Source organism: Aminicella lysinilytica (genome assembly GCF_004362975.1).
Lineage (GTDB): Bacteria > Bacillota > Clostridia > Peptostreptococcales > Anaerovoracaceae > Aminicella > Aminicella lysinilytica.
In genome coordinates this window covers 1-21,312 of sequence record NZ_SNXO01000038.1, presented here as the reverse complement: position 1 = coordinate 21,312, position 21,312 = coordinate 1, and the positions used below count along the sequence as shown (strand labels likewise).

The following is a 21,312-nucleotide window of genomic DNA, read 5'->3' as shown; positions in this document are numbered from 1 at the left end:
CACGAATTTCATACACCTTCATGAAACCTAGGGACCAAGCCGTTTAACGTAAAAAGAGGCATATCGCATCAGAATTAGTCTAATGCGACAGCCCCCTGATTTATATTATGCAGCCAGTCAGGGCTGGTCTCCAATGTCTGCCCGGACAGACCGGAGGACTTTTCCACCAAACTGCCCTTTTTCGATGCTCCGGAAAGAACTTTCTTGGAAATACCGATCGCAAGGACTTTCATCCGCACGAATCTAGTAAAAATATCGGCGAATGTGGCGCGAACTCCCAGTAGTGATCCCGGTCCGAAAGGCATAGAGTAACCGGTTGTTAAGGATAGTGAATAATCATTGTATATTCCTTGTATATTTGTTACCGGACATCGGTCACTCGGAAAAAGTTCTTTTATTTTGGCGTCAGAGCAGCTATATGGTGGAAAACATGTTTTTGCGTCTTGACACCATGGCCACAGGGTAGTATACTTAACAATCATAATAATTAACAATGTTAAATATTAACGAAAATAATTAATTTTCTGATAAATACAGGAGGATATATTTTGAACGATGAACAGAAAGATTTCCTTGAAATCATGCATGCCTTCGGCAAGCTGAATTACGGGGCACTTATGCCTAAGATGAATCCGGGAGACACCAAACTCCTTTCGATCATCGGAAGGTACTATGATAAGAATCCTGAGGGATCTATGAGGGTATCTGATCTGGTAAGACATATGCCTGCGCCGCCATCGGCAATTTCCAGAGGCCTCAAATGTCTGGAGGGAAAGGGATACGTCCAGAGGGTGACCGATCCGAAGGACCGCAGGAATACGCTTGTCTATATGACCGAAGAAGGCCGTAAGATCAGTGAAGAAATCAACCGGACTATGAAGGACTACTTCGATGCTGTTTTTGCCAGAATGGATAAACTGGATCTGGCAAGCATGACTGTACTTATGCAGAAGATGCTGAATATAGCTGAGGAGGAGTTGGATGTCAGGGTAGCAGCCAAGAATATGGAAAGCAATTCGGCTGGTCGGACTTCATCTCGTGGCACGGCGTTTGCGCCGGATAAAAGCGCTGCGCCGGATAAAAGCAATTCGGCTGGTCGGACTTCATCTCGTGGCACGCCATTTGCGCCGGACACAACTGCCGCGCCGGACACAACTGCCGCGCCGAACGCAAGCACTGCGGCGAACACAAACACTGCATCAGACAATGGGGGTAATAAAATAGATGACTAAAATTTTCAAGAATCTCAAGCCGTACTGGAAGGTCGTTATCGTTCTGGTTTTGCTGCTGATGGTCCAGGCCTACTGTGACCTGGCGCTGCCGCAGTACACTCAAGACATCATCGACGTGGGGATCCAGAACAAAGGCGTAGAGCACATTTTGCCTGAGAAAACAACTGCCAAGGAATACAAGGCGGCAAGCATTTTCATGAGCAAAAGCGAGAAAAAATCCTGGGAGAACTCCTATGAGAAAGAGGGCAAGTATTATGTCCTCAAGGTGACCGACCAGGGCAAACTGGACAAGCTGGACGATGAGCTCATGACGCCTATCGTGCTGACCTATCAGCTTGGTCACTCCAGCGTCAGCAATTTCAAGAAAACTGTAAAGAATGCTATCAAGGATAATCCGAATCCGGCCATATCAGTCTACGCATCGGAAATAGACGATATGACTGTCGATGAGATCGGTAACATCATTAATTACGATGTGAAGACCTTCAAGGCAGAGGATGAAAACGGAGACACCCACACCTATGTGGACATGCGGCCTATGATGCAGAAGATGATCAGCTCGGGGGCTATGGACAGCAAGACCATATCAAGCGCCAAGACCCAGATGAACAAGACCATCGAAAGCGTGGGAAGCGAAACTTTGAAATCCATGGGCATAGCCTATGCTTCAGGCTGTGACAAGAAGGCCGGCATAGACGTTGACGCCATGCAGAAATCCTATCTGTGGGCAGAAGGGCGCAAAATGTTTGGCATGGCTGCTATCATGCTGGCAGTTGCCATGGTGGTGTCCTTCCTTGCTTCTAAAGTCGGCGCCAGCATCGGCCGTGATCTCAGAGGCAACCTGTTCCGAAATGTCATGAGCTTTTCCAATGCGGAAATGGACAAGTTCTCGACGGCGTCGCTGATCACGCGAAGCACCAACGACGTGCAGCAGATACAGATAGTAACGACCATGCTGCTGCGCATGGTACTCTATGCGCCTGTTATGGGCATCTGGGGCGTCATCAAAGTCATGAACACAGGAGCCAATATGGGCTGGGTAATAGCCCTGGGCGTTCTGGTCATTATCGGTCTGGTCATGCTGCTCATGTCAGTGGCTTTGCCGAAATTCAAGATAATGCAGAAACTGGTAGACGCGCTGAATCTGGTTTCCAGGGAGATCCTCACGGGACTTCCTGTCATCAGAGCCTTCGGCCGGGAAAAGACCGAAGAAGAGCGCTTCGATGTGGCTAACACGAATCTGAAGAAGACCCAGTTATTTACTAACAGAGTAATGACATTCATGCAGCCTTCCATGATGATAGTCATGAACGGGCTGGTGGTACTCATAACCTGGGTAGCGGCCCACAGAATCGATACAGGAACCATGCAGGTCGGCGCCATGACAGCCTTCATTACATATTCAATGATGATCGTAATGTCATTCATGATAATAACTGTAATGTCCATCATGCTTCCGAGAGCGGGAGTTGCTGCCGAGAGGATCGATGAGGTCATCAAGACTAGGTCATCAATTCTGGAAGCAGAGGAGCCTGCGAGAATCAGATCGCCTAAAGGCGTTGTTGAGTTCGACCATGTAAATTTCAGGTATCCGGGCGCTGAAGACGACGTTCTCAGCGATATAGATTTCACGGCGGAGCCGGGTAAGACTACGGCCATCATCGGCAGTACGGGCTCCGGCAAAAGTACACTTGTCAACCTTATCCCGAGGTTTTACGATATCACCGGCGGCACCATCAAAGTCGACGGCGAAGACGTTCGCGGGCTGGCTTTGGACGACCTGCGAGGCGAGATAGGCTTCGTACCGCAAAAGGGAGTTTTGTTCTCCGGAACCATAGCATCTAATATAAAGTTCGGCGCTGACGATGCCACAGACGAAGATATCAGGTCTGCGGCGGAGATCGCGCAGGCTACAGAATTCATCGAGGAAAAAGACGAGAAGTATGAGAGTTACATTTCCCAGGGCGGAAGTAACGTGTCCGGCGGACAGAAGCAGAGAATGGCTATCGCCAGGGCTATAGCAAAGAAGCCTAAGATACTGGTCTTCGATGACAGCTTCTCGGCCCTGGACATGAAGACCGACGCCAGGCTTCGTCAGGAGCTGACGGAGAAGGTCAGCCAGGTGACTAAGATAATAGTTGCCCAGAGGATAAGCACCATACTCCATGCGGATCAGATACTGGTCCTGGATGAAGGACGGATCGTCGGTAAAGGAACTCACTCAGAGCTCATGAAATCCTGCGATGTATATCAGGAAATAGCGGGATCGCAGTTATCCCAGACGGAATTGGAGGGGATCGAATAATGGAAAATAAAAACAAAGAATTCAAGGCCCCTCGCAGAAGGAGAGGCGGACCGGGAGGTCACGGCGGCCCTCCGGGAATGATGCCCGGCGAGAAACCGAAAAACTTCAGGAAATCCTTCGGCAAGCTGCTGGCATATATAGGCAGATACAGATTTGCCGTAATCATAGTAATGATATTTGCCGCCGCATCAACGGTGTTCCAGGTACTGGGACCGAAGATCATGGGCCACGCCACTACTGAGCTGGCCAACGGCCTCATGAGAAAAATCAACGGCACAGGCGGAATAGACTTCGATAAAATACTGCAGATCCTTTTGTTCACCCTGGCCCTGTACGTGACCAGCGCCCTGTTCTCCTTTGTGCAGGGATGGATCATGACAGGCGTGACGCAGAAGATATGCTACAGAATGAGGCGTGAGATCGCGGAGAAAATCAATCGCATGCCAATGAAGTACTTCGAGAGCCGCACCTACGGCGAGGTTTTGTCCAGGATAACCAACGATGTGGACACCCTGGGCACAGGCCTGAACCAGAGCATCACCCAGATCATAACATCGGTGGCGACGCTTATAGGCGTTCTGGTCATGATGCTGTCCATATCGCCGCTGATGACGCTCATAGCCCTGATCATATTGCCGATTTCGGCTTTGCTCATGACTCTCGTCATCAAAATTTCGCAGAAGTACTTCAAGACTCAGCAGAATTACCTGGGCCACATAAACGGTCAGGTAGAGGAGAACTTCGCCGGGCAGATGGTCATCAAGGCCTTCAGCAAGGAGAAGGACACTATAGATACATTTAATAAAACTAACGATGTTCTCTACGATTCGGCCTGGAAATCCCAGTGCCTGTCGGGATTCATGCAGCCGCTGATGATGTTCATAGGCAATCTGGGATATGCCGGCGTGGCTATTTCAGGCGGATTTCTGGCTATCAAAGGGACCATCGGCATAGGTGATATCCAGGCGTTTATCCAGTATGTCAAGAACTTCACTCAGCCAATACAGCAGATCGCGCAGGTAATGAACCAGGTCCAGTCGATGACTGCGGCTTCAGAGCGTGTATTTGAATTCCTGGGTGAGGAAGAGGAGAACCAGACATTGGAGAATCCTGTTAAACTGGAAAATGTAAAGGGCGCCGTATCCTTTAACCACGTCCACTTCGGATATGACGAGGATCAGGTGGTAATCAATGATTTCAGCGCTGATGTAAAGCCGGGACAGAAGATAGCTATCGTAGGTCCTACGGGAGCCGGCAAGACTACTATGGTCAAACTGCTCATGAGATTCTATGATGTGACATCCGGGGAAATATCTCTGGACGGTCACGACATAAGGGACTTTAACAGGCACGACCTGCGAGACAACTTCGGAATGGTTCTTCAGGATACCTGGCTGTACTCGGGTTCGATTATGGAAAATATCAGATACGGGCGTCTGGACGCAACTGATGAAGAGGTAATTGAGGCGGCTAAGGCTGCTCATGCCGATCATTTCATCAGGACTCTGCCGGGCGGCTATGATATGGTACTGAACGAGGATGCTTCCAATGTGTCTCAGGGACAGAAACAGCTCCTGACCATTGCCAGGGCCATACTGGCCGATAACAGGGTACTGATCCTGGACGAGGCCACATCTTCCGTAGATACCCGTACTGAGGAACTGATACAGGCAGCTATGGACAACCTTATGGAAGGCCGCACCAGTTTCATCATAGCCCACAGACTTTCAACCATACGTAATGCTGATCTGATACTTGTCATGAACCACGGCGACATCGTGGAGCAGGGCAACCATGAGGAACTTCTGAAGCAGGGAGGCTTCTATGCAGACCTGTATAACTCTCAGTTTGAGGAAGCTTCATAGAACAAACAAAAAATGAGGTTTCATTTCTCAAAATAATAGTATATAATACTGTTAAAGAGAAAGGCATCAGAGGTGATCAAAATGAAGAAACTGGTAACGATCAGCAGAGAGTACGGCAGCGGCGGAAGGACCATAGGCAGACTGATTGCGGAGAAGCTGGGAGTACCTTTCTATGATAAAGAAATAATCGATATGGCAGTAGAGAAGAGCGGGCTGTCCAGAGAAGTCATCGAGACTGCTGAGCTCCGGGCCAAGAGTAACTTCACTTATACTCTTTCATCGGCCATGAACTTCGGTGAAGGTGTCGGAGGAGATGCAGTTTCCATGAATGAGAAACTGTTCATCACTCAGTTCGACATTATAAGCCAGATAGGCGATCTGGGCGAAGGCGTCATAGTTGGCAGGTGCGCTGATTATATCCTGAAGGATTTGCCGGGAGTGACTAATGTTTTCATTCACGGAGAGCTGGAGGACAGGATCAAGCGCTGTACGGAAATATACGGTGAGGATCCTGAGACGATCAAGAATACCATAGCCACTTATGATAAAGCTCGCGCTAATTACTACAACTATCATACCTGCCAGAAGTGGGGACAGTACAGTAATTACAACCTGAGCATCAACAGCAGTTATATCAGTGAAGATGCTGCGGCCGACCTGGTCGTGGGGTATATAGATAAGAGAACCTATAAATAAGACAGGAGGAAATGACATGAGCAAGAATAACTATGGATTGAGCGAGAACAAGGCGGATACTGGAAGAAAAGGCACTTCAACAGCTGCTAAAGTAGCCCTTGGAGTACTGGGCATCGGTTTTGTTGCTGGAGTCACAATAGTAGTCGGAATGGACAGGATCATGAAGAAGATTTTCGTCAATGAGGACTGGCCTGATGAAGAGTGGTCGAGCGATGACTGGGCTGAAGAGGATCTGGAAAACTAGAGCCTGTAATCAGATATGGATTTTTGATAAAGATTCAACCTATGAAATTAGCAGAATTTATGGGTGCTGTTGCTGTGAAAGCAACAGCGCCTTTTTTATACTGACTTCATGAAGCTTTTACATACATCGCTATAGATGCTGTCATGGATGCTTCCTTTGTTCCAAATGAAAGTGAAATCATGTTTTACGTGAAAATCGTTCAGCCGGACTTCACGTAAACTGCCAGCCTCGATGGCCTGACTGGCAGCCCTTTTGTACATGAACGAGATGCCGAAGTCACCTTCCACAAGGGAGAGGATGACATGCATACTTCCTATTTCCACAGCTCGCGAGAAGCTGTTTACAGTGAGGTTTTTCAGAGAAAGTCCGCGCTGCAGGATCTCGCGGGTGCCGGAGCCCGGTTCTCTGACCAGAAGCGTTTCCCCTGTAAGATCTTCGATGGATTCAGGCGTATTGCTGAATTTATGTCCTGCTGCGCTTACACAGATGAAGTCCTCGGTGCTGTATTTGACAGACTCAAACTCGTCTATGGGGTAATAGCCTTCCACCAGGGCCATATGTATCGCGCCTGAATGGAGCTGCGACAGGAGCTCTTCCGTGTTACCGACTATAATGTGCATATCAGTGTCGGGATGGTTTTCCATGTAAGATTGAAGAGGGCGGGCTATGGCAAAGTCACCTACGGTTTTGGTTGTACCCAGGCGTAGATCATGGCGCAGCAAAAAAGGTTGAGAGAGTTCGTGCGCGATGACTTTCTCGTCGTTGTGCATGGCATTGGCGTAACGTCTAAGCATGACGCCCTGGGCCGTAAGGCTGATTTTTTTGTTCTTAAACTCAAAAAGCCTGACTCCGTACTCTTCCTCCAGGCAGTGTATGTGGTGGGACACTGCGGGCTGGGTTATGTGTAGTTCCTCTGCGGCCCTGGTATAGTTCATAGTGTCGCAGACCCTGAGAAAAGTGATTATCTTATTATCTAACATATTTCCATCCTCTCGAATCATAAATTGTTTTTATTATATCATAAATAATCATGATTTTAAATAATGACAGAAATATGATATCATTATACCATTATTAAAAAGGAGAAACTGCTTATGGAATTTATAAAGAAGAACGGCCCGGGACTTCTGGTCTGCTTGGCCATTACGCTGCCGGCATTTATATTGGGTAAATTATTTCCCATTGTCGGTGGGCCGATATTCGCTATACTGATTGGCATGATCATCTGCCCTTTGCTGAAGAACAGGGACAGGCTGGATGCCGGCATCAGTTTTACATCGAAGAAGATACTTCAGTCAGCCGTTGTGCTGCTGGGTTTCGGGCTGAACCTGGGCGTTATCGCCGAGACCGGCAGGCAGTCCCTGCCGATCATCGTCTGCACTATCACAACATCCCTGGTAGTGGCGTATCTGCTTCACAGGGCTATGAAGACTCCTGGCAAAATTTCGATGCTCATAGGCGTAGGCTCGTCTATCTGCGGCGGCTCGGCAGTTGCAGCCACGGCCAGCGTCATAGATGCCGACGACGAGGAGATCGCTCAGTCGATTTCGGTAATATTCTTCTTTAACGTCATAGCGGCTATAATTTTTCCGCAGCTGGGATATCTGCTGGGATTCGACACTACGTCCGGCGACGCTTTCGGCATATTCGCAGGAACGGCTGTCAACGACACATCTTCTGTAACGGCTACGGCGGCTACCTGGGACAGTATGTGGAACCTGGGCACAGCCACCCTGGACAAGGCAGTGACGGTGAAACTGACCAGAACTCTGGCCATTATCCCTATAACACTGGTCATCGCTTTCATGCGCAGCAGGAAACTGAAAAAGGCTGGCGGCGCCGGGGAACAAAAAGTATCCATGGCAAAGATTTTTCCTATGTTCATTCTCTATTTCATACTGGCGTCAGTAATCACGACAGTTGCCATGCACTTCGGCGCTCCCGCGTCGGTGTTCACCCCTCTTAAGGAACTGAGCAAAATATTCATTATAATGGCCATGGCCGCTATAGGATTGAATACTGATATAATCAAATTAATAAAGACCGGCGGAAAGCCGATCTTCATGGGACTCTGCTGCTGGATAAGCATATCCGCAGTAAGCCTTATTCTTCAACATGTAATGGGTATCTGGTAGAACAGTGTAGTGAGGTGCAATCTGTGACGTTGTCCAGCTCGCAATCTGTGACGTTGTCCAGCCCGCAAGAATTACTGCTATTTTTGCTATGATGTGGCACATCAAGTCAATTCGAAGGGCTTGCCCGCAAGAATCCTTGTATTATTGAAGGCACTGTGGCGTTTCACCAAGATATTGGGGAGTCACACGCAAGAATCAGAGAAATTCCATAAGCAATGTGGCGCGTAACCTTTGGAAATACTGGTCTTAAGGCAGTCGCCCGCCACAATGAATCAACTATTTGGCTGATCCTTGCACGAAATCTACTCTGTAATCTGATATCCGCCACATCAGTCCAATTATCGGGCCGATTCTTGCATTTCATTGATTTCAAAAAAATATAGTGCCACATTGGCTATAATTTCAGGGCAATTCTTGCGCGCTATGTTCAGGGCAACTTCAATCATTCTTGCGCGCAGTGGCCATGGCCATTTCTACAGCAGACTCACGATCCAGTCGTAAAGTGGGCAGAAGGCTATAGGCAGAAATACTGCCGGCATATAGTTCATGACTTTCAGTTTGGTGCCTACTGTCATATTCAGGCCCAGAGCTACGATGAGCAGCGAGCCGGCGCAGGTCATTTCATTGACTACGCTTGTGGTCAGCACCGGTGAGATCGCCGCCGCCAGCAGGACTATGCCGCCTTCAATGATGAAGACCGGCACCGATGCGAATATGACGCCGATGCCCAGAGATGCCGTGAACATAATGGCGCTGACTCCGTCCATGGCGGTCTTGGTGAAGAGCAGGCTGTTGTCGCCCTTTAGGCCCGCGTTGAGAGCTCCGACTACAGTCATGGCGCCGACACACATGAGCAGGCTGGCCGTAATGAAACCTTCGGCAAAGTTGCTTTTGCCGCCTTTTGCATCAAAACGTTTCTCCATGTTGCCTGCCAGGCTGTCCAAACGTTCGTCCAGCTTCAGACCTTCGCCGATCATGGCGCCGAAGACCAGAGACATGATCAGGATCAGGGTATTCTCTCCGTTAAGAGCTCCCGTTATTCCCACGTAAATGGCTACAAGACCGATAGCCTTGACTATTATATCGTTCCAGGTCTCGGGTATGACCTTCTTGCCTACGAGGCCTATCAGGCCGCCGACGATGACGGCTATTGTATTCGCTATTACACCTATCATAAACACTCCTTGAATTATAGTTACAATAATAAACCATTCTCGGGGATATTTCAATGATTAATCCCAGGCGCCGCCGTTGACAAAAACCTGCACCCGTATTAAAATCAAGTATACGCATGAAGCATAGAGAGGAATTTAAATATGAATGAAGAAAGCAGAATAGCGCTGCTCATCGACGCGGAAAATATATCCGCTCAGTATGCAGACTATATAATGGATGAAGTAAGCAATTACGGCACTTGCTCATATAAGAGAATATACGGAAGCTGGGATCGCATCGTCAAGACTAAGTGGGAGGGCGAGATCAATAAGAACTCCCTGAAACCTATGATGCAGTTCAACAACACCAGAGGGAAGAATGCCTCAGACTCGGCGCTGATAATCGACGCCATGGACATTTTGTACACGGGTTATGTTGACGGTTTCTGCATAGTGTCTTCCGACAGCGATTTCACAGCCCTGGCCAGGAGGCTCATGGAAGCCGGCATGATGGTCATCGGCATGGGAGAGTCGGACAAGGCCACAGAAGCCCTGGAGAATGCCTACGACAAGTTCGTCTACATAGACGTATTGGCTACCCAGGCCGAGGAAGAGAAGGCCGAGGAGAAGAAGGCTCAGGCCCAGGCCGCCAAGGCATCGAATACACGCCAGAAGCAGAGTCAGACACAGACTCAGTCCAGAAATAACGCCGGGAGCATCCCAAGCAAGAAGACCCTGGAAAACAGGATCACTCAGATCATCAAGGAAAACGATGATAAGAGCAAACTGACGGATCTGGGACAGATCGGCAACGAGTTGAACCGAATTTTCAAGAACTTCGACGTCCGCTATTATGGAAGAAAAGGCGGCCGCAAGTACAAGTATCTGAAAGACTTCGTGAAAGATATCAAGAGCCTGCAACTGGACGAGACCGAAGGTAACAGGGTATACGTAAGTCTTAAGAAATAGTAAGAATCACTTTTGCAAATAGTAATTGCCACCGACTTATGCCGGTAGTATTATTTTAATAGTTAGTATCGAAATGCTGACCACGTCCATCAAAGAACTGGTCAAAGACTGATACATTTTACGATTGAGATTCATTGACAAATCGTGGAATTATGTTAAAATTAGTTTAGGCTAAAAGAGAGATATGTATTCGTGAGATTACACAAACGAAAACCCCGGAGTGCTGTCCGGGGTTTTCTTTACGGCTAATTGTCGCAGTCAAGCCAACTGTCTAACCATTTGCAAACATAGTATGCTGCTATATTTGCCGCGACAGTGGCCAAAAGGGATATCAATGTATCCATGGATCACACCCCCTTTCTGTTGCCAGATTGGGAGCGACAACAGCATTATTATACCATAAATGTAAATTAAAGGAAATAATAATGCGAAATAACATGCTGTGCATTTTAGGCACATATTGACTAGCAACGTCAATATGTGCTATTCTTTAGAGTAGGACTCACAAATGGTGCCACCACGGCAATTCAATAACTACAGCACGCCAAGCAGAGCGCGCAATATAGCGGGTCTGTAATTACTGCCTTGTCTCATTCGACAAGGAGACGAAAGGAATGATATGTAATGTCTGAAAAAAAAGCAACCAAGGGGAAGTACTATATAACTACCCCTATTTATTATCCGAGTTCTAATCTGCATATAGGCCACACCTATTGCACAGTCATGGCTGACGCCATGGCCAGGTTCAAGAGACTTTGCGGCTATGACGTAATGTTTCTGACAGGAACTGACGAGCACGGACTGAAGATACAGCAGATAGCTGAAGAGAAGGGCGTCAGCCCTCAGGAATATGTTGACGGCGTAGTTGCCGGCATCAAGGATCTGTGGAAGACCATGGAGATATCCTATGATGACTTCATCAGAACTACAGAGCCGAGACACGTGAAGAGAGTACAGGCTATCTTCAATAAAATGAACGATAAGGGAGACATATACAAGTCTGAATATGAAGGCTGGTACTGCACTCCATGCGAGTCCTTCTGGACGGAGAGCCAGCTTGTAGACGGTTGCTGCCCTGACTGCGGCAGGCCTGTTAATAAAGCCCATGAAGAGGCGTACTTCTTCAGACTTTCCAAGTATCAGGACAGGATCATAGATCTATTCGAGAACAACCCGGAATTCCTCATGCCTGACAGCAGACGTCACGAGATGATAGAATTCTGCAAACAGGGACTGGAAGACCTTTGCATCTCCAGATCCACCTTTGACTGGGGCATACAGGTGCCTATAGATCCGAAGCACGTCATTTACGTGTGGCTTGACGCACTTACAAACTACATCACCGCCCTGGGATACCCTGACGACCCGGAACTTTTCAATAAGTACTGGCCGGCAGACGTACACCTTGTAGGCAAAGAGATCGTCAGGTTCCATTCAATCATATGGCCTGCAATGCTCATGTCTCTGGATCTGCCTCTGCCTAAGCACGTGCTTGGACACGGCTGGCTCCTCATAGACGGCGGCAAAATGAGCAAATCCAAGGGCAACGTCGTTGACCCGGTGGTTTTGATCGACCGTTACGGCATCGACGCCCTGAAGTACTTTTTGTTAAGAGAGTACACCTTCGGACAGGACGGCGTGTTTACCAACGAGGTAATGCTGAAGAGAATGAACTTCGACCTGGCCAACGACTTGGGCAATTTGGTTTCCAGGACCACGGCCATGATAGAGAAGTACTGCGGCGGCACAGTGCCGGAGAGCACTACTGAGGACGACATAGATAAGGAACTGAAGGAAGTGGCCCTGGGCGTAGCGCCGGCTTTGGAAAAGCATATGGATAAGTTCGCCTTCAACATGGCTTTGGAAGATATATGGGTACTCGTAAGGAGAGCCAATAAATATATCGACGAGAAGACACCGTGGATCCTGGCTAAGGATGAGAGCAAGAAGGCTGAACTGGATACCTGCATGCACAACCTGGCTGAATCACTGAGGATAATCTCGATCCTGATCAGTCCATTCATGCACGAGACAGCTGAGAAGATCAGAAAGCAGATGGGCCTCTGGTATGCAGACATAGTCTGGGAAGACGCATTCACCTTCGACATGATGTATGAGGAACAGGTAAAGCGCGGTGACGCCATATTCCCGAGACTTGACATAGAGAAAGAACTTGAGGACCTTGACGCCCTTAAGGGAGAAAGTCAGGAGGAGGAGAACATCCCACTGGAACTGAAACCTGAGATCGTCTATGACGACTTCGATAAGATCGACTTCAGAGTAGGCACTATTCTTACAGCCGAGAAGCATCCTAAGGCAGACAAACTGCTGGTATTCCAGGTGCAGATGGGCACTGAGAAGCGCCAGATTATCTCTGGAGTAGCAGACGATTTCAAGCCGGAAGATATGGTAGGCAAGAAGGTTATAGTCGTTGCCAACCTGAAGCCGAGGAACCTGCGCGGCATGGAATCCAAGGGCATGCTCATGTTTGCGGAAAATGGCAAGAGATGCGAGATGGTAACTACCATAGCAGAAGACGGATCGGTGGTAGACTGATGTTGTTCGATGCTCACGCCCATGTTTACATGTCCAAGGACAGAGAGACCCTGGTCAAGGCCATAGAAGAGTCATCTGTTGGATATGTAATGAATGTCGGCGTGGATATACCAACCTGCCGGGAAGTCATAAGAGAAGCCGGACAGTACCCATGGTGCTATGCGGCCGTAGGCTTTCAGCCGGGTGAAGTAGGCAAATTCGACCCGCAGGTGCTCGCTGAGTTCAAAGTGCTTGCTCAGGAGCCGCGGGTCTGCGCAGTTGGCGAGATCGGTCTGGAGTATCACTACGGCAAAGATTCCATGGAGGACCAGCAGTGCTGGTTCCGCCAGCAGATCAGAATGGCTAACGATCTGAAGATGCCAATTATGATACACACCAGAGAAGCAGATGAAGACACTATGAAAATACTGAAGGAAGAAGGCGCGTTCTCAGAAGAACGCCAGAGCTGGTTCCCGAGAAGACCCGGCCCAGACGGCCAGGAACTGCCTGATTCCAGAGTGATGTTCCACTGCTTTTCCAGCAGCAGAGAAATAGCCAGGCAATACGTCAAACTTGGAGCAACGATTTCCATCTGCGGGCCGGTGACATACAAGAACAACCGCCGCACGACGGAAGTAGTCCAAGATACGCCCATAGAATTTCTTCTGGTGGAGACTGACGCTCCCTATTTGACGCCGGAACCGAAGCGGGGAAGGCCTAACATGTCTCCCTATGTGGAATATACAGCCAGGCGCGTGGCTGCCATCAAGGGTATCCCCTATGAAGAGGTGGAGCGCGTGACCTGTGAAAACGCTAAGAGATTTTTTGGAATATGATATGGTTAAAGAAACGATATTAAATACTATCAAAAAATACGATCTGATAGGTGAGGAAATGCACATCGTTTTAGGTCTCTCAGGAGGCCCTGATTCGGTGTGCCTTTTTCATGTGCTCATGAGTCTTGCGCCGGAGCTGGGACTTACCTTGCATCCGGTCCACGTTAACCACCAGATACGGCCGGGAGACGCCGAGCACGATCAGAAATACGTAGAAGACCTTTGCGCAAGCCATGGTCTTACCTGCCGGACCGTGGTTTTCGATTGCAATCAGATGGCCGCCGATGAGGGTATGACATCGGAGGAAGCGGGCCGGACCGTCAGGTACGGCGCCTTCCACGACGAAGCTAGGGCCTTGGAAATAGGCGGCGTGCCTAAGAACATGATCCGCATCGCCGTGGCCCACAACGCCGACGACCAGGTAGAGACCGTTTTGTTCAGGCTCCTGCGCGGGACCGGGCCCGACGGTATGGCCGGCATGGATCATTATCGCGTGGATGAAGAGGGGTACGCCCTGATCAGACCTTTGCTGGACGTGTGGAAGTCCGACGTCCTGAACTATTGCGAGGAAAACCGCCTTGACCCGTGCATAGACTACACCAACGGCCAGGCCATCTACTCACGCAACCGCATCAGGCTGGAGCTGATCCCGTACCTGCAGGGTTACAATCCCAATATCAAGGAGGCTGTTTTGCGGCTCAGCAGCGTGGCTTCCGTGGACAAAGATTACCTTACGAGTCAGGCTCGCGAGGCTTTGGCCGTGGCAGTCAGAATCAGAAATGACCATGAAGTCATCATGGACGGACAGCGGCTGCAGGCTTTGGGAACGCCCGTCCGCAGGAGAGTCATAGGGCTTGCCTTCAAGGAGATCGGCCTTGTGGAAGACCTGACATTCGCGCACTTTACGGACTCGGACAAAATTATTTTCAGCGACAAACCGTCGGCGCGGCTGGATCTGCCTCACGGGTATTATCTGACCAAGGTCTACGGAGATGTGAAGGCGGCCAGAGAAGCTATGAATACAGGCCCGTCATGCAGGATGAGCACTGTTACAAAAGCTGACTTTCTGGGTATGAATCTGACAAAAGGCAGCTTTGCGGCTTTCGATGCCGATGCCTTAGGCGGCGGCGTAGTGTGGCGCACCCGGCAGGAGGGCGACCGCATCGCCATAAAAGGCGGAAGCAAGAAACTGCAGGACCTTTTCGTGGACCTGAAAATACCTAAGGACAGGCGGGATACCATATGGTTCGCTGCCAAAGGTCGGGAGGTGCTTTTCATCCCGGCTGTAGAGGGACTGCTGGACAGAGGCAGATATTCTGCAGATTACTGTATAAATAGTAGTACAAAAAACCTATTTCTTATTGAAATAGTTAGTTGATTATGATAAAATAACAAAGCTGTTTTGTTCAGGAAGAACAAAATTTAAGCAGAAGGGGCAAGAAAATTGAAAAAATTTGCAAAGAATATATTGATTTATCTGGTTATCTTCGCCGTAGTGCTGACTGTAGCAGTAGTGTACAAGGGTGGCGTTGGTACAGAAAATAAGACGGTGCAGTTTTCCACCATGGCTCAGTATCTCGATGCAGGTAAAGTCACCAGCGTCAATATAACTGATACCAAGATCACCGGCAAAATAGGCGATCATAAATACATTACCGCCTATGCGCCAAATATCGTGGAATTGCAGTGGATATCAGACAAGTATATACATAAGGGAATGCTGGATAACAAACTGACCTACGGTACGGATAAACCGAGTTCAGGATCCACAGTGCTTTCCTTATTGCCGACTATTATAATGGTCATAGCTCTGGGCTTCCTGTTCTATCTGATGATGAATCAGGGAGGCAATGGAAAGGCATTCCAGTTCGGAAAGAGCAAGGCCAAGCTATATAAAGGGGACGGCAAGAAGATAACCTTTGCCGATGTAGCCGGTTTGAAAGAAGAAAAAGAGGAACTTGCGGAGGTCGTTGACTTCCTCAAGGGTCCGCGGAAATATAAAGAGGTCGGAGCACGAATACCGAAGGGCATGCTCCTCGTAGGACCTCCGGGAACAGGTAAGACTTATGTTTCCAGAGCGACTGCGGGAGAAGCGGGAGTGCCTTTCTTCACAATCAGTGGATCTGACTTCGTTGAGATGTTCGTCGGCGTCGGCGCGTCTCGTGTAAGAGATCTGTTCGATCAGGCCAAGAAGAGTGCTCCATGTATCGTCTTCATAGACGAGATCGATGCTGTTGGACGTAAGAGAGGCGCAGGCCTCGGCGGCGGCAATGATGAAAGGGAGCAGACACTGAATCAGTTGCTGGTAGAGATGGATGGTTTCGGAGAGAATTCCGGAATAATAATCCTGGCTGCAACTAACAGACCTGACGTACTGGATCCGGCTCTTCTGAGACCGGGCAGATTCGACAGGCAGATCGTCATAGGCATACCTGATGTCAAAGGCAGAGAAGAAATAATCAAAGTTCATTCTAAGGATAAACCTCTCGCAGACGAGGTCTCACCTGAGATCATAGCGAGACGTACTCCGGGATTCACGCCGGCAGATCTTGAGAACCTCCTCAACGAGGCAGCCCTCATTACTGCGAGACGTAACGGAACAAGCATCAGAATGGCAGAAATAGAAGAGGCTACCACCAAGGTCATCGCAGGACCAGCCAAGAAGAGCAGAGTCATTAGCGAAGCCGAGAGAAAACTTACTGCTTATCATGAGGCCGGCCACGCTGTTGTAATGCGCAGCACACCGGGTTCAGACCCTGTTCATCAGGTAACTATCATACCGAGAGGACAGGCAGGCGGATTCACCATGTGGCTGCCTACTGAAGACAGAACATTCGATACCAAGGGTAATATGCAGAATACTATCATGCATATGCTGGGCGGTCGTGTGGCAGAGGCCCTGACCCTGGATGACATAAGCACAGGAGCAAGCAACGATATCCAGAGGGCTACAGAAATAGCCAGAGATATGGTTACCAAATATGGCTTCAGCGATAATATCGGGCCTGTAAATTACAGCGATTCGGACGAAGTGTTCCTGGGTAAGGATTTCTCCACCAAGAAGAACTTCTCTGATGGAGTTGCCAGCAAGATAGACGAGGAAGTCAAGAATATCATGGTTGCAGGCTACGATGGAGCTGAGAAGATCCTGAAGGAAAACATGGATAAACTTGAAACTATTGCTCAGGCTCTGCTGCGGGTGGAAACACTCGATGGCGAGCAGTTCGAGGCTCTGTACACAGGCGCTATCGATGCTGAAGGTCTGGAGAAACAGGTCCATGAAAAGGAAGAGGAACTGAAGAAGGCTAACGCCAAGGAAGCTGAGGAGTTTGAGAAGATCCGTAAGGAAGAAGAAGAAAAACTTGCAGCCGATCTGGCCAGATATGATACAGATTACATGGATGAAGATGGAAATCCTAAGTCTGAGGAAGAACAGCCTGAATCTGAAGAGTCAAAAGATGACACTGATCCTAAGAAAGAATAATAGAGGTTACTTATGAAAGTTACAGTAAATGATTGTCTGAGTCTGGATGCATTTACCCCTAGCATCCTGGCAGCAGGACGACGAAACATCGAAAACAGGGTAAGAACAGTATCCGTATTGGATGCCCCTGATGCGGCCAAGGCTGTATCGGAAAATGGGGTTAAGGAGCAGTTGGTCCTTACCTCATTCAGCGGCATAACTGATGATGAGAAGAAATGCGACATAATCAAGGCCCTTGCCAAAGAAGGCATCGCTGCTATGGCGGTATTCCATCAGAAGGAAGGTCTGACATCTGTTGGCAACACTGTAGTCGAGGCGGCTGAACAGGTAGGGATACCTCTTATAGTTGTCCCGAGCAGCAACAAGGCTGAATACTCAGATGTTATCGAACAAGTCATGGACAAGCTGCTATATGGCGACAATTTCAAGAACAGCCTTATAAACAATACCATATATCATTTGCTTGATTTCGAGAAACACAGCAATTTCCAGTCTGCCTTGAAAGAGGCAGCTGTCAGCAATGAGTTTCAGGTGGTACTTTTGTCGAAGGATTTTAACCCTATACTTACGGTCGAGACCAGACAGAAGACAACCATTGCCGATGCCATCAGGCTGGGCAAGGAAAGAGACGTAGAGAAAGCCGGCATTTACACATTCATAGACGTAAACGGCGTGCTTACCTACTGGGGCCCTATTTTGATCAACGGGGAAAAGTTCTTTTTGTTCATAGTGGATAATGAGGATAATTATTCCGCCGGCGAGATAACCAAGCTGGCAGAGATCATAGAGCTGGCCATGGGCATGTGGAAGTATTCGCCTGAGCGAGATGTGAAGGCCGAGTTCATCAAGGCCCTGATCAGAGATAACAAGAGCCTTGCATATTCTCTGAAGGACGAGATGAACATTATCAGCGACAACATCCTCAGCGTGTTCTACGCCAAGGGCATAGAGACAACTGAGGGCAATGAAATAATCGCTGACTTTGAAGAAAACGAAGGCATAGAGATCATGAGGATAGCCGAAGGCGAGGAAACCTACGGCATCATTCTTAAATCAGACAAGAAGCCGGTGGACGAGGAAGTATCGCCTAAATCCAGCTGCCTGAAGCTTTTCGAGAAGCTGAAGGAAGGCAGCAAGACTGTTAGGATATTCCATGCAACTGGCATAGACGGTATCGAGGGCGCAGGCGACGCATTCAGGCTCATTGGAGAGACTTGGACTTTCGTCGAGAGCGTGTTCCCTTACAAGCGCGTATTTACTAAGTACGAGCTGGCTCTGGTTTCCAACTGCATCAATTTGCAGGTCCAGGGCGGATATCTGAAGAAGAATTATATGGATCTGTTAGAGCCATTCAAGAAGGAAATGGGGGAAAACAAGGCTAAACAGCTTTTGGAGACCCTGGAGACCTTCGTGCTGGACGCCGGGATGAACAGCAGCAAAACCAGTGTGTTTATGGGCATTCATACCAATACTGTTCAGTACAGGCTCAAGAGAATAAATGAAGTACTGGGTGCGGAAATCACCGGAAACAGAGTTATTCCGGGATTGACTATGGCCCTGGCCCTGAAGAGACTTGAAAGAGTAGTCAAATAACTGAATATGAGGAGAAACCATGTTACTAGCTTTTGACATTGGAAACAGCAACACCGTACTTGGAGTATTTAAAGACGGCAAGTTGCTGACTAACTGGAGAATTGAGACGGATCCTAATAAGAGCGCCGATGAGTACGGCATGCTGGTGAACCAGCTATTCGCTTATGAAGGTCTGAAACTCACGGACATCAAGGATGTAATAATCTCCACGGTTGTGCCGTCGGTATTGTACACCGTGCAGCACATGTCACAAAAGTATTTTAATAAGCGGGCTATCGTAGTTGAGTCAGGCGTCAAGACGGGTCTGATCGTCAAGTACGACAATCCTAAGCAGGTTGGAGCTGACAGAATAGTAAATGCTGTGGCTGCCATCAACAAATACGGCGGACCTTTGATAATAATCGACTTCGGTACTGCAACGACATTTTGCGCAGTGACAGAAAAAGCCGAGTATCTTGGCGGCACCATTGCGCCGGGCCTGAAGATAGCGTCGGAAGCCCTCTTCGAGAAGACATCCATGCTGCCTAAGGTAGAACTGGATGAGCCGGGACACACCATCTGCAAGAACACGATCCAGAGTATGCAGTCAGGTCTGGTTTACGGGCATATGGGGATGGTAGAATTTATGGTCAAGAAAATGCGCAAGGAGCTTGAGGAGCATTGCGGCACTCATAAGCCGGTGACGGTAGTGGCCACTGGAGGCCTTTCAACTATGATCGAAAACGGTGTCGACTGTATCGATTATGTGGATAAACTTCTGACCCTGGAGGGTCTGGAAATCATTTACCGCAAGAACCGCAAACCTTCCAAGCATGCCCATAAGAATTACGATTGGAATAATGAGCAATAATATCGGAAATTTAAATTTGGATGATCCATTCATACTGGCGCCTTTAGCCGGAATAACCGACGCTCCCATGCGCCGCATCTGCGGCCGGTTGGGGGCGTCTTTGACGTACTCGGAAATGGTCAGCGCCAAAGGCCTTTATTACGGCGACAAAAAGACTGAAAGGCTGCTCTTCATCTATCCTGACGAGGTCCCCGTTGCGTACCAGCTCTTCGGCCGCGATCCGGAGATCATGGCTTTCGCGGCAGAGAAACTGGATGATCGGCCTAACGCTATCTTCGATATAAATATGGGTTGCCCGGTGCCAAAGGTTGTCAAAAACGGTGAGGGCTCAGCACTGTTGAAGGAGCCTGCCTTAATTGAGAAGCTGGTGGCGGCGGCAGTGACTCATACGTCTAAACCAGTCACGGCCAAGATCCGCATCGGTTTCGGTGCTGAGAAAATCAATGCCGTAGAAGTCGCAAAGGCTGTGGAGGCCGGCGGCGCCTCGGCTGTGGCGGTTCACGGCCGCACTCGCGAGCAGTTCTACACGGGCAAAGCCAACTGGGATGTTATCGCCGATGTGAAGGCGGCGGTCAACATCCCCGTAATAGGTAACGGCGATGTAGTTGACTGGCCTTCAGCATCAGCTCTTATGTCCCAGACCGGTTGCGATTTGGTTATGATCGGCCGGGGCGCTCTTGGGAATCCATGGATTTTCCGGGATCTGCTGGACGGCTATCTGGGCCGGCCTGCTTCACCGGCGCCGACTGTCGAAGATAAGAAGAATATGATGCTGACCCAGCTTTCAGATATAGTGGATCTGAAAGGCGAGTATGTTGCCGTCCGCGAGATGCGAAAGATCTGCGGCTGGTACCTGAAGGGTGTTCCAGGCAGCGCCGCCTTCCGCGGAAAAATCAACGGAATAACCGATGTGCGTGAGCTGGAGGCGGCGATCCGGGGAATCTAGGCCGCGGCGGGCGCCGCAGGGTTTGGCGCGGCGGGCGGCCGTCGCCGCTGGGTGCCGCTTAGGCGCTGGGGTTGGCCGTCGCCGCTGGGGTGCCGCTTGGGTGCTGGGGTTGGTCGTCGCCGCTGGGGTGCGGCAGACATATTTTCACCCAAAACCGGATTTTCGGCGTCTCTAGGCAGAACTCCCGCACGGTTCAGGGAATATTCAGCATAAATAGTGCGGGCACAATTGATTTGACAAAAGATCGGGCCGCAGAAATGAAGAGTTCTTGACATAATTACTAATATGTACCACAAAATTGCAAAACATTTTCATAATATGATAGCCAGGAACGCAAATCCAAGACGGAGTTCTGCCTGAGGAGGGCTATATTGTAAGCATCAAAACATAGGCACATTGAGTAGCTATTTGCCACGATATATAATATCTTCCAGAGCGGGAGGTATATAGTTGTGAATAGCAGGCAAT

Annotated in this window: 17 protein-coding genes; 14 read left to right on the top strand and 3 right to left on the bottom strand. The window is 49.0% G+C overall.

Going from position 1 to position 21,312, the window contains the following annotated elements; genetic code table 11:
* Window positions 1-74: 74 nt before the first annotated feature.
* Window positions 75-233 carry a hypothetical protein gene (locus tag EV211_RS10760; RefSeq protein ID WP_166635423.1) on the bottom strand — a complete coding sequence of 53 codons (159 nt, stop codon included), beginning with the start codon at window positions 231-233 and terminating at the stop codon, window positions 75-77.
* A gap of 315 nt (window positions 234-548) precedes the next feature.
* Here EV211_RS10760 and EV211_RS08980 point away from each other — a divergent pair, with 315 nt between their 5' ends.
* From EV211_RS08980 to EV211_RS08960, 5 genes are all read left to right on the top strand, one after another.
* A complete protein-coding gene (locus EV211_RS08980; RefSeq protein WP_243108588.1) occupies window positions 549-1,232 on the top strand; it encodes a MarR family winged helix-turn-helix transcriptional regulator in 684 nt (227 codons plus the stop codon).
* Window positions 1,225-3,537, top strand: a complete 2,313-nt coding sequence (locus EV211_RS08975; RefSeq protein WP_133529098.1) for an ABC transporter ATP-binding protein — start codon at window positions 1,225-1,227, stop codon at window positions 3,535-3,537. Before EV211_RS08980 ends, EV211_RS08975 begins: the two co-directional genes overlap by 8 nt.
* Window positions 3,537-5,402 (top strand): ABC transporter ATP-binding protein, encoded by a 1,866-nt coding sequence (locus tag EV211_RS08970; protein WP_133529097.1) that lies wholly within the window; start codon window positions 3,537-3,539, stop codon window positions 5,400-5,402. The genes EV211_RS08975 and EV211_RS08970 overlap by 1 nt, the downstream gene beginning before the upstream one ends.
* Before the next feature lie 81 nt (window positions 5,403-5,483).
* Entirely contained in the window at window positions 5,484-6,098 is a 615-nt protein-coding gene (locus EV211_RS08965) for a cytidylate kinase-like family protein (protein WP_133529096.1), read from the top strand.
* A 16-nt stretch (window positions 6,099-6,114) separates the two neighbouring features.
* Window positions 6,115-6,342 (top strand): hypothetical protein, encoded by a 228-nt coding sequence (locus EV211_RS08960; RefSeq protein ID WP_133529095.1) that lies wholly within the window; start codon window positions 6,115-6,117, stop codon window positions 6,340-6,342.
* 95 nt (window positions 6,343-6,437) lie between these two features.
* On the opposite strand, the gene EV211_RS08955 is transcribed toward EV211_RS08960, so the two are convergent.
* A complete protein-coding gene (locus EV211_RS08955; RefSeq protein WP_133529094.1) occupies window positions 6,438-7,322 on the bottom strand; it encodes a LysR family transcriptional regulator in 885 nt (294 codons plus the stop codon).
* A 114-nt stretch (window positions 7,323-7,436) separates the two neighbouring features.
* Here EV211_RS08955 and EV211_RS08950 point away from each other — a divergent pair, with 114 nt between their 5' ends.
* On the top strand, window positions 7,437-8,477 hold the full coding sequence (locus EV211_RS08950) for a YeiH family protein (protein ID WP_133529093.1): 1,041 nt from the start codon (window positions 7,437-7,439) through the stop codon (window positions 8,475-8,477).
* Between the two features lie 473 nt (window positions 8,478-8,950).
* Here the strand turns inward: EV211_RS08950 and EV211_RS08945 are convergent, their stop codons facing one another.
* Window positions 8,951-9,652 carry a DUF554 domain-containing protein gene (locus EV211_RS08945; RefSeq protein WP_133529092.1) on the bottom strand — a complete coding sequence of 234 codons (702 nt, stop codon included), beginning with the start codon at window positions 9,650-9,652 and terminating at the stop codon, window positions 8,951-8,953.
* A 141-nt stretch (window positions 9,653-9,793) separates the two neighbouring features.
* Here EV211_RS08945 and EV211_RS08940 point away from each other — a divergent pair, with 141 nt between their 5' ends.
* The 8 genes from EV211_RS08940 (at window position 9,794) to dusB (ending at window position 20,844) form a co-directional block, all read left to right on the top strand.
* Complete coding sequence (locus EV211_RS08940) at window positions 9,794-10,600, top strand: NYN domain-containing protein (RefSeq protein WP_133529091.1); 807 nt, start codon at window positions 9,794-9,796, stop codon at window positions 10,598-10,600.
* Between the two features lie 624 nt (window positions 10,601-11,224).
* Window positions 11,225-13,156 carry a methionine--tRNA ligase gene (gene metG / locus EV211_RS08935; RefSeq protein ID WP_133529090.1) on the top strand — a complete coding sequence of 644 codons (1,932 nt, stop codon included), beginning with the start codon at window positions 11,225-11,227 and terminating at the stop codon, window positions 13,154-13,156.
* Complete coding sequence (locus EV211_RS08930; protein WP_133529099.1) at window positions 13,156-13,971, top strand: TatD family hydrolase; 816 nt, start codon at window positions 13,156-13,158, stop codon at window positions 13,969-13,971. The genes metG and EV211_RS08930 overlap by 1 nt, the downstream gene beginning before the upstream one ends.
* Window positions 13,961-15,349: a tRNA lysidine(34) synthetase TilS gene (gene tilS / locus EV211_RS08925; protein WP_133529089.1), complete on the top strand. Its 1,389-nt coding sequence runs from the start codon at window positions 13,961-13,963 to the stop codon at window positions 15,347-15,349. Before EV211_RS08930 ends, tilS begins: the two co-directional genes overlap by 11 nt.
* 66 nt (window positions 15,350-15,415) lie before the next feature.
* Window positions 15,416-17,455, top strand: a complete 2,040-nt coding sequence (ftsH, locus tag EV211_RS08920) for an ATP-dependent zinc metalloprotease FtsH (RefSeq protein ID WP_133529088.1) — start codon at window positions 15,416-15,418, stop codon at window positions 17,453-17,455.
* 12 nt (window positions 17,456-17,467) lie between these two features.
* Window positions 17,468-19,048 carry a PucR family transcriptional regulator gene (locus tag EV211_RS08915; protein ID WP_133529087.1) on the top strand — a complete coding sequence of 527 codons (1,581 nt, stop codon included), beginning with the start codon at window positions 17,468-17,470 and terminating at the stop codon, window positions 19,046-19,048.
* 19 nt (window positions 19,049-19,067) lie between these two features.
* The gene (locus tag EV211_RS08910; RefSeq protein WP_133529086.1) at window positions 19,068-19,898 is read left to right on the top strand and encodes a type III pantothenate kinase; all 831 of its coding nucleotides are present in this window, start codon (window positions 19,068-19,070) and stop codon (window positions 19,896-19,898) included.
* Entirely contained in the window at window positions 19,861-20,844 is a 984-nt protein-coding gene (gene dusB / locus EV211_RS08905) for a tRNA dihydrouridine synthase DusB (RefSeq protein ID WP_330564657.1), read from the top strand. Before EV211_RS08910 ends, dusB begins: the two co-directional genes overlap by 38 nt.
* The last annotated feature ends 468 nt before the right edge of the window (window positions 20,845-21,312 follow it).